Raw genomic sequence first — 13,865 nt, 5'->3', positions numbered from 1 at the left:
ATTGTCTGATAAATTGTTAAAGAGCGTTGCAAACATACGCTGCCGTTGCCGGTCTTCTGCGTTGTTGCGAGGCTGCGTATATTACGTTTTCAGCCCCTTCGAGTCAAGCGTTGTTTTTCAACTTTTTTTCGCTCTTCTCTACTGTCGGCGCGCTTGTCAGCGTGTTGTTCCGTGTCAGTGAGGGCGCATTATAGGGAGTTTCTGTCTGACCGCAAGGGGTAATTTATAAAAATATTCTGACTGCTGTTTAATGCAGCAAATCACCCTGTTATTGTTAGTTTTTTTCAGCGATTCAAACCCGAATTGCTGTAAAACCGGTAATAATTGCTGTGCAGACTCATCATTCCGCAGACAATAAGCAATACATTCTTCTGCTGTAGAGTAATGTGGCTTCTCATTATTATTAATTAGCCATTGCACACGACGGGCAATTGCCGCGCCGGAATCAACCAGCCGGGTGCCATCCGGTAATGCCGCTATCAGTTCTTCCGCAATTAACGGGAAATGAGTACATCCCAGCACGACGGTGTCCGGCGGTTCTTTCATTTTCAGCCAGGGTGCCAGGATTTCCGCCAGTACATCAGCAGGCACAGCATCACCATGTAGTTTGCGCTCCGCCAGTTCAACCAGTTCCGCAGAACCTAATAATGTTACCTGACATTCAGAGGCAAAGCGGTCAATAAGCTCCCGCGTATACGCCCGTTTGACAGTGGCTCTCGTTGCCAGCAACCCGACAACGCCATTGCGGGTCAGTTTCGCTGCCGGTTTCACGGCAGGCACCACGCCGACAACCGGGATATCAGACATTGCCCGCAGCGCAGGCAGTGTAATCGTACTCGCGGTATTGCAGGCGATAACAATGACCGCCAGCGGATGTTGCTTTGCGACCTGCTGTACAATGTTAGTCACGCGTTCAACAATAAAGGCTTCGGTTTTTTCACCATAAGGAAACGCTTCATTATCGAATGCATATATATAGTGGAGATCAGGAAGTAGTTTTCTTACTTCCTGATAAACAGATAAGCCGCCCATGCCGGAGTCAAACAGCAGCACTGTCGGGCGGGTTTTCAGATCAGAAGTTGTAGCTTCCGGTAAGGAAGTATTCACGGCCAGCGGTTCGATAGCCATACGCAGTCTCGTAGTCTTTATCAAGCAGGTTAGCTACTTTACCACGAATTGTAAGATGGTCAGTGATTGGATATGCAGCAGTGATATCAAAGAGGCTGACGCCGCCCATTGATACTGATTTATATCCGTTTGCTGCAGGATCATATACACCATAATCTTTATCTGTACGCTGTCCGATATAATGATATGTCAGTCCCATATCAATATTCTCTATGTTCCAATCCAATTGGTACTTGAGTTGCTGTCTTGCTCTGCGTTCCAGGCGTTCGTGCGTTTTTCCGTTTCTTGCATCTATATATTGATAAGAGAATGTATGATGGAAAATCCACGTATCCATTTCTCCTGTCAGCTCAGTACCTTTTATGACAGCCTCATCGATATTATGGTTTTGCCACGGAGCATACGACTCGCTCTGGATTAATTCCTCAATATCATTACGAAAAGCAGTCGCCCGCCAACTCAGAACCCCTGTATTTCCCTCAAATCCACCTTCCCACTGCTTACTTTTCTCTGGCTTCAGATTGGGGTTACTTCCCCATGCACTATAGAGCTGATTTAGTGTTGGTGCTTTAAATGCAGTTCCGTATCCGCCAATCAGACGATAGCCTTCTGCAAATTCCCAACCAATATTTGTTTGCCACGTAGAATTCCAGCCATAATCTGAATGATGATCAGATCGAACAGATGCCTCTGCGATAACCGGACCAATCCATTGCTGACCCGTCAAATACAGCCCGGTGTTATCAAAATAATCTTTATCTGCAGCTTCAAAATCACTGGATCCGTCTTTCATTTTTTGCCTCAGCCAGTCAACACCCCCGCTGACAGAACCATTTCCAACCTGAACGTTATTTCCCCACTGAACATTATATTGTTCAGTATCAGTAAGACGATTTCCTTTACCATATTGACCATACCGCGGGTCATAGTTGTAATCTTTAGTATGGTTAAAACTGTAATTCAGGAATGAAGAATAGATACCTTCGCTATACGAAATACCACCATCATATGTTCTGCTGTAAAGCTGACGGGTATCAACCAGTGCGCCGTCATATACAGAACTGTCATACGCTGTTCTGTTATCAAACCCATAGGCTCTGGCATATACATCAAAGTTATCGTTTAGCTGATGCCTGACCCCCAACCAAAGTGACTTATTCATGAATCCGTCACGATCCGGCTGAGGTACTCCACCAGTATTACCGTTAGCTTCTACATCAAAACCTTTTGTATAAAGATAACTTCCTGCCGCAGTGATTGTTGTTTTATCACCTATTTTTTTGTTGTGTTGAAGCATCATATTCCTGATAACCATGAGATCCCATGGTTGCATTCAGTGTTGTTCCTTCGGTTTTACGTTCAGTCAGAATGTTAATCACACCGCCGATAGCATCTGATCCATAAACAGCAGAACGCGGGCCTCTTATATATTCAATACTCTGCACCAGTGATAACGGAATTTGACTAATATCAGAGCTACCAGATACGTTCGCCTGGTTCAGCCGGACTCCATCAACCAAAATCATGACATGTCTGGCTTCTGTTCCCCTGACATACACTGAACTCGCCTGCCCCAGCCCCCCGCTCTGCGCCACATCCACCCCCGGTAATCTGCGCAGGACATCCACCACAGAATTTGACTGCCATTTGTCAATTTCTTCGCGGGTAACAACGGTGACAGGCGCTAATACAGAGGAAACCGGCTGCTGGAAGCGGTTTGCAGAAACAATTATTTGATCATCATTGGTGTTAGCAGAAACAGAAAAAGATAACGCAGAAAGAACGGCCAGTCCGGTGGCGGACAGCGCGCAAGGTAAAGTAATATTCATTTCCAAAGCACCCACATACATATAAAGAGGATGCCACCCGTAAGCTTTGTAGCGTAAGCATAACGGACGACAAATCTTCGGCAGGTCTTCGGACTCAGGTGGGTATTATTACCCGCAACCACTTCCCGTCTTACGACAGTGTCATTTCGTTGCTATTACCATTACCGCTGCGCGCCAGTTCCGGAATTTCACCGGATTCCCTTTTCATTCTTATGAAGAAACCGAGTTATCATGCTACGATCACGCTTCTGACGCTGTCCATAGCAAGGCTTCTGAAATGTCGGACAGAACACTTTAATTATTAAGACGCTAACATTTTTTGTGATCGGAAAACCGGGATTGATTCATGCAAAACACGTTACCCATTGAAAACTACGAAAAACAACTCTCAGAAAAGGCAAACCGTCTGCAAGACATGATGAGCCCTTTTCAGGCACCGGATGTGGACGTGTTTGCTTCCCCTGTCTCTCACTACCGGATGCGGGCTGAATTCCGCATCTGGCACGAAGAGGATGACCTCTGGCATATCATGTTTGATCCGCAGACCAAACAGCGCATCCGCATTGATACCTTTCCGACAGCCAGCCATCTGATCAACGACATGATGCAGGCTATTCTGCCGTTAATAAAAGAGACACATCTGCTACGCCATAGACTTTTTCAGATTGATTATCTGTCAACGCGAAGCAATAAAATTATTGTCTCCATGCTCTATCACAAAAAACTGGATGATAGCTGGACGGCAGCCGCGACCGTACTGCGGGCACAATTACAGACGCTGGGGTTTGATATCCAGCTGATTGGGCGGGCGTCAAAAACTAAAATCATGCTGGATAATGATTATGTGGATGAAGTGCTGCCGGTCGCAGGTAAAGAGATGATTTACCGCCAGGTCGAGAACAGCTTCACACAGCCGAATGCTGCGGTAAATATTCATATGCTCGAGTGGGCGCTCTCTGCCACGCAAGGTTCGCAGGGCGATTTACTGGAGCTTTACTGCGGCAACGGTAATTTCTCACTGGCACTGGCGCGCAACTTCCGTCGCGTACTGGCAACGGAAATTGCCAAGCCGTCTGTCGCCGCAGCGCAATATAATATAGAAGCCAACCATATTGATAATGTGCAGATTATCCGGATGTCTGCGGAAGATTTCACACAAGCAATGCAGGGCGCGCGTAAATTTCATCGTCTCGCGGATATCGACCTGACATCCTATGAATGTAATACGATTTTTGTCGATCCCCCGCGCAGCGGGCTGGATGAAGAAACCGTTAAACTGGTGCAGGGCTATGACCGTATTCTCTACATTTCCTGTAACCCGGAAACCTTGTGCGAGAATCTGGAGACACTGAGCCAGACCCACAGAATTGAGCGCCTCGCCCTGTTTGATCAATTTCCGTACACTCATCACATGGAAAGCGGTGTTTTATTGATCCGGCGCTGATCACTTGTTAATAGCCTTCCGATAAAGTTCTTGATTTATGGTCAAGAACTTTTTTTAGTTTATGAGTTTATTTCAATTATTCCCTGATGATATCTGGTCGGTCCTGTTTTTTTTTCTTCTTTTTCAGTACGATTCACTAAACAGAGTATTAACCGGCGTAATTTTCATCATAAAGAGGCATTTGAACTCTTTATATATCCATTCAACGAATGCTCTCTGTTTTTTCAACATTTCCGATACAAAAAATAACCCTGCCGCAATATATTAACAACCAGCCTAAACCAATTAAAGAAATCCGTTTGGGTATATAAATATTTAACAATTTACTGTGAGCCATTCCCGATATTAATTATTCCTTTGAACTTTAGGTCTTATTTTTATTTTCACTGACTTATACTCCGCTTAAAATAATTCCGCTACTTAATCAAAAGGTATTTTTATGTCTCTGAAGAAAATAACGTTAATTTCAGCCGCCCTGTTATTCAGTAGTTTTCAGGCAAGTGCACATAATGTCTGGATTGAAAAAGCCGATGGTGCTGAATATGTTGTCCGCTTTGGTCACAATCCAACTGAAAAATATCCTGAAAATAAGTTAAAACCTGTTCAGGCCGTTATGCAGGATGGTAAAACAGAAAGCATCAGTACAACATTTAAAGATGGCGAAGCGTACTTTGCCATGCCTGAAAATGCATCAATTATATTATTAGGTTACGACAATGGCGTCTGGAGTAAATTAAAGAACGGACGCACAGTTGAAAAAAAATAAAATTGAAGTGCCTGATGCAGAATTCAGTAAAAATCCGATTAAATTTAGCAAAAATATTGTTAAGTGGGATAGTAATGCCACTAAAACGTTCAACACACCTTATGAGCTGGTGCCGATGACCAAACCGGTTGCCGGTCAGGAATTTGAAATTAAAGCACTGAAAGATGGTCAGCCGCTGGAAGGTATGAAGATTGCTAAAAGTGAAGAAGATCCGGGTGTATTAACCAACAAAGATGGGCTGGCGAAATTCAAAGCTGAAAAAGGCGCGAACAAAGTGTATGCCGAATATAAACTGGATACACCGGATAACAAGGAATATGGATTCCAGCAGTTAGAATATGTCTTATCATTTGATGCAGAGTAATTAAACGTTATGAAGTCTATTTACTTATTTGTTGCCTTATTAATTAACGGGGTGCTGTTGGCAACAACAGCACAAGCTCACTCCATGCACGTTGTCGCGCAATTAGAAGGTAATGTGATCAGCGGGCAATCCTATTATTCAGATATGTCACCGGCAAAAGATACTTATGTCGGTATATATCTGAAAGGTCACCAGGATGATGAAATATCCGGTAAAACGGATGATAAAGGCTATTTCAAAATCGACGTACCCGCTACCGGCGAATATGTTTTATATGTTGAAGGCGATGAAGGACATAAAGTTGAAACTGATGTTCCGGTTATTTCAGCAACCAGCAGCAGTAGTGATTCATCTTCCGGCTATATTCAGATCCGCCAGGATATTGATCAGTTAAAGAATAAAATTTATCTGCAAAATATTTTAGGCGGTGTTGGTTATATTGTGGGTATTTTTGGTGTGATTGCCTTCTTCCGCGCCCGTGAACTCACCAAACAGGCTGCTAAAGCCGCATAACAGGAGGACTAACATGCATTTATCAGAAGGCGTATTACATCTTCCTGTTCTCGCCGGTGCCGGTCTGGTTGCGGCGGCCGGTGTCGCCATCGGCATTCGTCAGCTGGATACTTCGCGCTTGTCTCTGGCGGCCTTGTTCGGTGCGGCTTTCTTTGTTGCCGGCACTATTCATGTGCCTATCGGGGTCAGTAGTGTGCATCTGATCTTAAACGGGCTGGCAGGATTGTTTCTCGGCTGGGCGGTATTTCCCGCCTTTCTTATCGCGCTGGCGCTCCAGGTGCTGTTTTTTTCCTTCGGCGGCTTCGCAGTGCTCGGCGTAAACCTGTGTAATATCTCGATTCCGGCGCTGCTGGTCTATTATCTGTTCCGTAACTCAATGCATCCGGGTCTTAGCAGGGGTCGTCTTATCTATCTCGGGATCATGGCGGGTATGCTCGGAACACTGGGAACCGTGTGTCTGACCTCCCTGGCACTGGTGCTGGACAGCGGAAAATCGTACATCGATCTGGTCTGGCTGCTGTTTATCGGGCACCTGCCTATCTTTGTGACAGACTCCCTGATAAGTGTCGGGATCCTGCTGGCACTGGCAAAAATGCGTCCGGCATCACTGGCGGTCAATCAGACTGGTCAGCACAGCTATGGATAAGTGGCTTGCCCCGCACCGGCGTTTGCTTCTTGCTGTTCTCTGGGCATTTCTTCTCAGTGGCATCCGGCAGACCGACTGGCTGACAGCCGGTCTGTCCGGTGCCTTTGTGCTGTTTGTTATCTGCCGCCGCCATCAGTTAGGTCACTCACTGCTGACCGTTCTCAAGCTGAATATCTTTGTTTTATTCATCTGGCTGACGCTGCCGTGGAAAATCGAGAGTCAGGGAATTGTGCAATCTCCGGCAGGCATTTTTCTGGCGACGCAAATTACGCTGAAGATGAATGCGATTTTACTGTTTGTCTCCGCCATGCTGACCAACATGGCAGATATAGACCTCGCTTGTGCGGTAAAACGCTATCCTCTGCCGGATAAGCTCATCAAGCTGTTTATCCTGACAATCCGCTATATCGCTATTTTCAGTGAAACCAAACAACAGCTTGAAACCGCCATGAAAGCCCGGGGATTCAAAAAAGGGATGAACAAACGGACATTTATGATGCTGTCCCAGTTAGTCGCCCTGCTGCTTATCAAAGCCATGCATAAAGCGGAAACGACAGAAATGGCACTGAAAGCCCGTGGTTTCTATGCGCGTCCATCTTCAATTACGACAAAAAGGTGTGTTAATGACTCCCCAAAGCCCGTTAGTTCAGGTCAAAAACCTTGTTGTCCGTCGCAACACTGCGCCGATAATTCAGGATCTGAACTTTGACCTGAACGCCGGAGAACGATTGTTCCTGTGTGGTGATATCGGCAGCGGGAAATCCACCCTGTTACATACCCTGCTCGGCTTTATTCCGTTCAGTGGTGAAATCACTGTATTTGACCAGCGTCGTCAGTCAGAAGATGATTTTACAGAAATCCGCGGTCCGCTGGGATTATTGTTCCAGCATCCTGACGACCAGCTATTTGGTCCTGGCGTACTGGATGATGTGATGTTCGGCCCGCTGAATATGGGAATGACACCGGATGAAGCGCGTGAACGCGCCATCGCCTGCCTGGAAATGCTGGATATTATCCATCTGAAAGACCGGGCGGTGACGGAGATCTCAGGGGGCGAGAAAAACTTTACCGCGCTGGCAGGTGTACTTGCCATGTCGCCGTCAGTATTGCTGCTGGATGAACCGACTAATGGTCTGAATGAGAAGAATATTCAGCGGCTGGAAAATATTCTCCGCGAACTGAATCTGCCGATGATTGTCGCCTCCCATAACAGGCAGTTTACTGAGTCAATGGCACACAGGATAATCCCGTTTCCCTGCCGTCCCTGAAAACCTGATTCAGATAATCAAAAAGCCGATCAATATAAAATGATCGGCTTTTCTGTTTTCTTTGTTTTGTCTTTGTCGGCGACTATCAGCGACGGTTATTCGGTCACTTCATCCTGACCGGTTTCACGGCGCAGTTTCATCGCCCGGTACAACCACAGTGCGATAATCACAATAAACACGGCAGATAAATAGTTTGATCCGGCTTCCGGATACTCTACCCGCAGTAATGCATTATAACTGAACAACCCTAAGAAAAACGTACCCGTCACCAATTTCGGCATGCCTTCAGGCAGCATCTGGTTAAGGTAACGCTGATGGAAGCAATACACAGCCAGGCAAAGTGCAATGACCGGAAAAATCGAAAACTGAACCAATGAATTAAATAAAACTGAAAATGTACCGTGTACGGTGAGCCCGACAATAAACGCGAGCAATAAAGTTCCTTTGTCACGGCGGTACTGTTCCGTCATAGCATTCTCCCTGGTAGTGTTAAGTTAAAGGGCTGTCATCAGTGTCATCTGTTTTCTCTTGTTGGCGGCGATACCAGTAATACGCACCACGGGCAATCATCCGCAGTTGTAATACCAGCCGTACTTCCAGATGCGCACGCTTGTCAAAATCAATATCCAGTGCTTCCGCACCGGCACTGAAGACGATGGTTACCATCGACTCCGCCTGTAGTTCCGTAAACTGGCGTGGCATTTTGCTTTCCATTTCCAGATAGTCTGCCAGTTCAGCAATAAAATGCTGGATTTCCCGTGCAACAGCCGCACGAAACTCCGCAGATGTACCGGAGCGCTCACGTAATAGTAACCTGAAAGCGTTGGGGTTATTACCGATAAACTCCATAAATGTTGCAACTGATGTCCGGATCACACTACCGCCTTTTGCGATACGCTGACGTGCCTGGCGCATCAGTTGGCGCAGCATCAGCCCGCTTTCATCGACCATCGTCAGACCCAGTTCATCCACATCTTTGAAATGGCGGTAAAATGAGGTCGGTGCGATCCCGGCCTCACGGGCGACTTCGCGTAAGCTCAGACTGGTGAAGCTGCGTTCTGCGCTGAGCTGACTGAAGGCAGCTTCAATCAGAGCCCGGCGGGTTTTTTCTTTTTGTTTTGCTCTTACACCAATCACGTTACTCACAGAATTTTGGCTCTCAATTAATTCAGACAGATCAATATAGCAAACTTAGTGTTATTTACAGTGATGATTAGTTGATGGCGGCACAATTTCTTATGAAAAAATTCTTCAAACTGTGATGCATCAACCTTACATAATGTAGGCTGATTTATCTTCTGATGTTAAGATGATGTTATTAACTTATGTATAAACAGGTTATTTCTTATATGCAACAGAACCAGTTTGACGCAATTGTCATCGGCTCCGGTCCGGGCGGCGAAGGTGTGGCTATGGGGCTTGTAAAACAGGGAAAACGCGTTGCCGTTGTTGAGCGTTACAACAATGTCGGCGGCGGTTGTACCCATTGGGGCACCATTCCGTCCAAAGCGCTGCGCCACGCAGTCAGCCGTATTATCGAATTTAACCAGAATCCGCTGTACAGTGATAACTCCCGGATTCTGAAATCCTCTTTCTCTGACATTCTGGCACACGCCGGACGCGTGATAACCCAGCAAACCGGAATGCGCCGGGGCTTTTATGAGCGCAACGGCTGCACCATGTTCTACGGCGAAGCTGCATTTACAGACACCGGTGATATCCGTGTCCGTTACGCAGACGGCAGCTGTGATATTCTCAGCGCAACTCACACTATTATCGCCACCGGCTCCAGACCTTACTGCCCGCCGGATGTGGATTTTAATCATCCCCGTATCTATAACAGTGACACTATTCTCTCTCTGACACATGAGCCGCGCCATGTCATTATTTATGGCGCCGGTGTGATTGGCTGCGAATATGCCTCTGTTTTTCGCGGGTTAAGTGTAAAAGTGGATTTAATCAACACCCGCGACCGGTTGCTGGCGTTTCTTGACCAGGAGATGTCAGACGCACTGACTTATCATTTCTGGAACAATGGCGTGGTTATCCGCCAGAACGAGGAATATGAGCGGATTGAAGGCACGGATGACGGTGTGATTGTTCACTTCCGCTCCGGCAAAAAAGTAAAAGCAGACTGCCTGCTCTATGCTAACGGACGAACCGGGAATACGGATGGTCTGGGGCTGGAGCATATCGGGATCAGTGCCGACAGTCGCGGGCTTATCAGTGTTAATGATACCTATCAGACCAGTAATCCGGCGGTTTATGCAGTCGGGGATGTGATCGGCTATCCGAGCCTTGCCTCTGCGGCATATGATCAGGGGCGGATTGCTGCCCGCGCTATCACCCATGATGGTGATGCACCGCTGCATCTGATTGAAGATATCCCGACAGGCATTTATACCATCCCGGAAATCAGTTCCGTCGGTAAAACCGAGCAGCAACTGACTGCAATGAAAATTCCGTATGAAGTGGGACGGGCGCAGTTCAAACATCTGGCGCGGGCACAAATTGCCGGTCTGGATGTCGGCAGCCTGAAAATATTGTTCCACCGCGATACCCGCCAGATCCTCGGCATTCACTGCTTCGGCGAGCGGGCGGCAGAAATTATTCATATTGGTCAGGCAATTATGGAACAGAAAGGGGAAGGTAATACTCTCGATTATTTCGTGAATACCACCTTTAATTACCCGACCATGGCGGAAGCTTACCGTGTTGCCGCCCTTAACGGACTGAACCGGTTATTTTAAACCGGCGGTTCCTGCTGATAATACGCGCACATTTTTGCACGGATCGCTTCTGCCAGTTGGCTGTAACGGCTGCGCAGCGGCGAACCGGGACGATAAACCAGAATCACTTCACGGAAAGGCTCCGGCTCAGAGCAGGAGAGATAACACACACCGTCGCGTTTATGCTCCGGCGGAATAGCCAGATCCGGCAGTAAAGTAATCCCGCTGCCCGCCGCAACCATATTGCGAAGCGTTTCCATGCTTGTTGCCCGGAAATGGGTATCTTCTTTCGCGCCCGCCTGAAAACAAAATCCCATAGCCTGGTCGCGCAGACAGTGCCCGTCTTCCAGCATCAGCAATTTTTCACCCGCCAGCTCATGCATTTCCACATCCTGACGTGCCGCCCACGGATGATCATCATAAACCGCCAGTTTCATCGGCTCATTAAACAGCGGCTCTTCAATAAACGCGCCGGTTTCTTTGACTCTTGCCAAGATCGCGCAATCCAGCTTGCCACTGTCCAGTTGCGCCAGCAACTGTTGCGTTTGTGCTTCATGAAGATACATTTCAAGTTTCGGCCAGAGCCGGTGCAGTTCAGGAATAATATGCGGCAGCAGATACGGCGCAATCGTCGGGATCAGCCCGATATGCAGCGGACCTGCCATACTTTCACCCTGAAGTGATGCCATCTCTTCCAGGATTTTCACTTCACGCAGAATGGTCCGGGCCTGATCCACCAGCAACATTCCCTGCTGGGTAAACAAGACTTTGCGGCTGGTTCGCTCCAGCAGCATCACACCCAGCTCATCTTCCAGTTTTCTAATCTGTCCGCTCAGGGTCGGCTGACTGACGTGACATGCATCAGCCGCCCGGCGAAAGTGATTATGCTCTGAAAGTGCAACCAGATATTCCAAATCCCGGATATTCATGCCTGTCTCTCCGTCTGCGATTAATAGATAAAATCAATTGATATCCATCATAACGCAACTAAATTGTTAGTCGAGTCTAAATCGCAGTACCGGCAACGGATGGGAAAATACCTATTCAGTTTGCGGGGTATATCTCTTTATCTTGTTAGTTCTCATTAACTTATACGAGAGCACGACGGTTAATCCGGATATTGCAAGATAAGCACCGGCAAATGTCAGGTCATAAGCGACAAGATAACTGAGAATCAGTGGTGTTAATCCGCCGACAAATGTGGAAGCTAGATTATAACCCAGACTTAGTGTTGTGGTGTGCCCCTCACAAATACCGGCGATAACCGATGCCAGTGTACATGAAATACATGCTGCATTAATTGTCAGGATTAACTGAGCAAAAATAACCAGCCCGAAATATTCACTACCCAGTAAAAAAATAGATCGGTACAGAACACACAACCAGAGATGCAATACTGAATCTGAATATACTATTTACTGAACTGTATTTATCTGTTAACCAGCCACAAATAAGAATACAGAATAAATACAAACAAGATGAATATATTGTATAGCTATTTCTCAATACCTCTATCTGTATATGCTCACGTACCAGCGAATAAGACATATTATAGGAATAGAATACCGCAGAGCCGGGAACCGTCATCAGAAATATTAATAATGCCTGATAGCAGTTAACGCGTTTATTTTTTACCGGATGTACAGGCAAGGCAGGTAACCGGGTACGGAACCAAAAGCTCATCATTATATTCCCCAGCCCTACCAACAATGGAATACGCCAGCCTATAGTTTGCATCATCTCCGGCGCCAGTGTTTTTTCCAGCAAAAAAACCAGCCCGAGAGAAATAATAACACCTAAAACAGAGCTGGATACTATAAGTGATGATAGCCGTGCTTTCTCATTTTCTTTTGCATCACTGAATAAATACGTTATCAACGACGGATATTCACCACCAAAACTGAAAGATAAGGTCATCTGTAAAATTAATATCGCAACCGGGGTATAAACACCCAATAGATTAACCGGTAATAATGCCATACATAATGTTGCGGTTCCTGTAATCAGGCTGGTTAATATTAATGCTGACCTTTTACCGGACCTATCTGCATAACGCCCGATAATATAACCACCAATCGGGCGCGCTAAAAAACGCAGTGCAAATATTCCCCAGACCATTTCTGTCGCGGATTCATAACCCTGTTTCTCAAGCTCTGCACTAAGGTAAACGGAAATAGCGGCAAAAACCGCAATATCATAATACTCCAGTGCATTCCCTGCCGCGGCTCCCAGCCGGTATCTCCATTTCATTCCCTGCTTCCTTTATCCTGTTATACACGGGCTGCCTGGCAGCCCGTATCGTTATGTAATTATTTATTTTTTATACGAAACACGATTAAGGCAAACTCACCAGCGTATCCAAACAGGCAAGCGTAATACCATTCTCTTTCAGTGCATTAAATACGCCCCCGGAAGACGCATGGGGACATCCTAATTTTTCTTTTATACGCTGAATACGTTTATGCTCTGAGGCTTCAGAACACCCCTGAATGGCACTGATCTCTTTTATTTTACGATGGGATAATAACAATCTGATCGTTAAGATCTCTTTGCGGGTAAGGCGAATATTACCAAAACGCATATATTGGTGGATATCTAAAATATCGGTAGAATCTTTGTTAATTAACTTACTTTCATTATCGCCTTCATTAAATTCTGCTCTCAATGGCAATATTAGTGCTTCATTTTGCTGCCAGAGCCGGTTAGCATAATCTGATATTGTTGGTTTCCATTTATAAACATCCATCATATCTGAAACAGATAATTTACTTCCGGCATTAATGGATATTATTTCAAATACATCTCCATGCCTCGTACAAAAATCCGCTTTAAACTGATTATTTTTCCCTTTTTTTTAATACTGACTTATATTTATCTGAGTAATTATTCCAATATTGTATTCCGGCATTCAACCTGTCACTGATTAACAAATCCATATCATCCTCCCAGAATGTCAATAGCCACTCATAATCACTGGATAATACATTAACTGTTTTATCTCTGACATTCATCCTTGAATAATTAATACCAATATCATTCCAATCAAAATATTTAGCGAAATCATTTGTTAAATCCTTACAGATGCCTTCCATTGCAAAACTTTGAATATTCATATTATTCCTTATGTTAATAAATTTATTTTGAGTCCGGATATATTTATCATAAGAAAATAAAAATT

At 45.7% G+C, this 13,865-nt stretch carries 15 protein-coding genes, 2 pseudogenes and 1 riboswitch; of the genes and pseudogenes, 8 read left to right on the top strand and 9 right to left on the bottom strand.

What is annotated here, in order from left to right; genetic code table 11:
* Nucleotides 1-279 precede the first annotated feature (279 nt).
* A pseudogene (murI, locus tag AYY16_RS16935) lies at nt 280-1,128 on the bottom strand (glutamate racemase); the annotation flags it as partial.
* Nucleotides 1,073-2,957 (bottom strand): annotated as a pseudogene (gene btuB / locus AYY16_RS16930) (TonB-dependent vitamin B12 receptor BtuB). The pseudogenes btuB and murI, both read right to left, overlap by 56 nt.
* Nucleotides 2,958-3,019: 62 nt before the next feature.
* Nucleotides 3,020-3,198, bottom strand: a riboswitch (cobalamin riboswitch).
* A 105-nt stretch (nt 3,199-3,303) separates the two neighbouring features.
* On the opposite strand from btuB, the gene trmA reads away from it, so the two are divergent.
* The 7 genes from trmA (at nt 3,304) to AYY16_RS16900 (ending at nt 7,958) form a co-directional block, all read left to right on the top strand.
* Nucleotides 3,304-4,401, top strand: coding sequence for a tRNA (uridine(54)-C5)-methyltransferase TrmA (gene trmA / locus AYY16_RS16925; RefSeq protein ID WP_067369305.1), 1,098 nt, complete (start codon nt 3,304-3,306; stop codon nt 4,399-4,401).
* Between the two features lie 439 nt (nt 4,402-4,840).
* Nucleotides 4,841-5,167 (top strand): hypothetical protein, encoded by a 327-nt coding sequence (locus AYY16_RS21280; protein ID WP_235846342.1) that lies wholly within the window; start codon nt 4,841-4,843, stop codon nt 5,165-5,167.
* Nucleotides 5,154-5,531: a DUF4198 domain-containing protein gene (locus AYY16_RS21275; RefSeq protein WP_235846341.1), complete on the top strand. Its 378-nt coding sequence runs from the start codon at nt 5,154-5,156 to the stop codon at nt 5,529-5,531. Before AYY16_RS21280 ends, AYY16_RS21275 begins: the two co-directional genes overlap by 14 nt.
* 9 nt (nt 5,532-5,540) lie before the next feature.
* Nucleotides 5,541-6,044, top strand: coding sequence for an Additional component NikL of nickel ECF transporter (locus AYY16_RS16915; protein WP_067369302.1), 504 nt, complete (start codon nt 5,541-5,543; stop codon nt 6,042-6,044).
* 13 nt (nt 6,045-6,057) lie between these two features.
* Nucleotides 6,058-6,690 carry a cobalt transporter CbiM gene (gene cbiM / locus AYY16_RS16910; RefSeq protein ID WP_067369299.1) on the top strand — a complete coding sequence of 211 codons (633 nt, stop codon included), beginning with the start codon at nt 6,058-6,060 and terminating at the stop codon, nt 6,688-6,690.
* Nucleotides 6,683-7,399, top strand: a complete 717-nt coding sequence (locus AYY16_RS16905; RefSeq protein ID WP_067369296.1) for an energy-coupling factor transporter transmembrane component T family protein — start codon at nt 6,683-6,685, stop codon at nt 7,397-7,399. The genes cbiM and AYY16_RS16905 overlap by 8 nt, the downstream gene beginning before the upstream one ends.
* Nucleotides 7,314-7,958: an energy-coupling factor ABC transporter ATP-binding protein gene (locus AYY16_RS16900; RefSeq protein ID WP_067369293.1), complete on the top strand. Its 645-nt coding sequence runs from the start codon at nt 7,314-7,316 to the stop codon at nt 7,956-7,958. The genes AYY16_RS16905 and AYY16_RS16900 overlap by 86 nt, the downstream gene beginning before the upstream one ends.
* Before the next feature lie 95 nt (nt 7,959-8,053).
* Here AYY16_RS16900 and AYY16_RS16895 read toward each other — a convergent pair whose 3' ends face one another.
* A complete protein-coding gene (locus AYY16_RS16895; RefSeq protein ID WP_067369290.1) occupies nt 8,054-8,428 on the bottom strand; it encodes a YijD family membrane protein in 375 nt (124 codons plus the stop codon).
* Nucleotides 8,429-8,447: 19 nt separating this feature from the next.
* The gene (fabR, locus tag AYY16_RS16890) at nt 8,448-9,104 is read right to left on the bottom strand and encodes an HTH-type transcriptional repressor FabR (RefSeq protein ID WP_067369287.1); all 657 of its coding nucleotides are present in this window, start codon (nt 9,102-9,104) and stop codon (nt 8,448-8,450) included.
* 203 nt (nt 9,105-9,307) lie between these two features.
* Between fabR and sthA the strand changes: the two genes are divergently transcribed.
* Complete coding sequence (gene sthA, locus AYY16_RS16885; RefSeq protein WP_067369333.1) at nt 9,308-10,708, top strand: Si-specific NAD(P)(+) transhydrogenase; 1,401 nt, start codon at nt 9,308-9,310, stop codon at nt 10,706-10,708.
* Here the strand turns inward: sthA and oxyR are convergent.
* The 5 genes from oxyR to AYY16_RS21560 all read right to left on the bottom strand — a co-directional run bounded on the left by oxyR (nt 10,705) and on the right by AYY16_RS21560 (nt 13,800).
* Nucleotides 10,705-11,616 (bottom strand): DNA-binding transcriptional regulator OxyR, encoded by a 912-nt coding sequence (oxyR, locus tag AYY16_RS16880; RefSeq protein WP_067369284.1) that lies wholly within the window; start codon nt 11,614-11,616, stop codon nt 10,705-10,707. The genes sthA and oxyR overlap by 4 nt on opposite strands.
* 111 nt (nt 11,617-11,727) lie before the next feature.
* Nucleotides 11,728-12,081: an MFS transporter gene (locus AYY16_RS21570; protein ID WP_328585682.1), complete on the bottom strand. Its 354-nt coding sequence runs from the start codon at nt 12,079-12,081 to the stop codon at nt 11,728-11,730.
* Nucleotides 12,032-12,937, bottom strand: a complete 906-nt coding sequence (locus AYY16_RS16875; RefSeq protein WP_328585681.1) for an MFS transporter — start codon at nt 12,935-12,937, stop codon at nt 12,032-12,034. Before AYY16_RS16875 ends, AYY16_RS21570 begins: the two co-directional genes overlap by 50 nt.
* Nucleotides 12,938-13,022: 85 nt before the next feature.
* Nucleotides 13,023-13,436 (bottom strand): helix-turn-helix transcriptional regulator, encoded by a 414-nt coding sequence (locus tag AYY16_RS21565; RefSeq protein WP_328585680.1) that lies wholly within the window; start codon nt 13,434-13,436, stop codon nt 13,023-13,025.
* Between the two features lie 88 nt (nt 13,437-13,524).
* Nucleotides 13,525-13,800 carry a hypothetical protein gene (locus AYY16_RS21560; protein WP_328585679.1) on the bottom strand — a complete coding sequence of 92 codons (276 nt, stop codon included), beginning with the start codon at nt 13,798-13,800 and terminating at the stop codon, nt 13,525-13,527.
* Between the last annotated feature and the right edge of the window lie 65 nt (nt 13,801-13,865).

Source organism: Morganella psychrotolerans (assembly GCF_001676155.1).
GTDB classification, from domain to species: domain Bacteria; phylum Pseudomonadota; class Gammaproteobacteria; order Enterobacterales; family Enterobacteriaceae; genus Morganella; species Morganella psychrotolerans.
The sequence above is the reverse complement of the archived record's forward strand: the minus strand, read 5'-3'. Positions and strand labels throughout refer to the sequence as shown.

Excerpts from the sequence above, each read along its gene's own strand:
- trmA (WP_067369305.1), top strand. The coding sequence starts at position 3,304 with ATGCAAAACACGTTACCCATTGAAAACTACGAAAAACAACTCTCAGAA.
- AYY16_RS21280 (WP_235846342.1), top strand. The coding sequence starts at position 4,841 with ATGTCTCTGAAGAAAATAACGTTAATTTCAGCCGCCCTGTTATTCAGT.
- AYY16_RS16915 (WP_067369302.1), top strand. The coding sequence starts at position 5,541 with ATGAAGTCTATTTACTTATTTGTTGCCTTATTAATTAACGGGGTGCTG.
- cbiM (WP_067369299.1), top strand. The coding sequence starts at position 6,058 with ATGCATTTATCAGAAGGCGTATTACATCTTCCTGTTCTCGCCGGTGCC.
- AYY16_RS16905 (WP_067369296.1), top strand. The coding sequence starts at position 6,683 with ATGGATAAGTGGCTTGCCCCGCACCGGCGTTTGCTTCTTGCTGTTCTC.
- AYY16_RS16900 (WP_067369293.1), top strand. The coding sequence starts at position 7,314 with ATGACTCCCCAAAGCCCGTTAGTTCAGGTCAAAAACCTTGTTGTCCGT.
- AYY16_RS16895 (WP_067369290.1), bottom strand. The coding sequence starts at position 8,428 with ATGACGGAACAGTACCGCCGTGACAAAGGAACTTTATTGCTCGCGTTT.
- sthA (WP_067369333.1), top strand. The coding sequence starts at position 9,308 with ATGCAACAGAACCAGTTTGACGCAATTGTCATCGGCTCCGGTCCGGGC.
- oxyR (WP_067369284.1), bottom strand. The coding sequence starts at position 11,616 with ATGAATATCCGGGATTTGGAATATCTGGTTGCACTTTCAGAGCATAAT.
- AYY16_RS16875 (WP_328585681.1), bottom strand. The coding sequence starts at position 12,937 with ATGAAATGGAGATACCGGCTGGGAGCCGCGGCAGGGAATGCACTGGAG.
- AYY16_RS21565 (WP_328585680.1), bottom strand. The coding sequence starts at position 13,436 with ATGATGGATGTTTATAAATGGAAACCAACAATATCAGATTATGCTAAC.
- AYY16_RS21560 (WP_328585679.1), bottom strand. The coding sequence starts at position 13,800 with ATGAATATTCAAAGTTTTGCAATGGAAGGCATCTGTAAGGATTTAACA.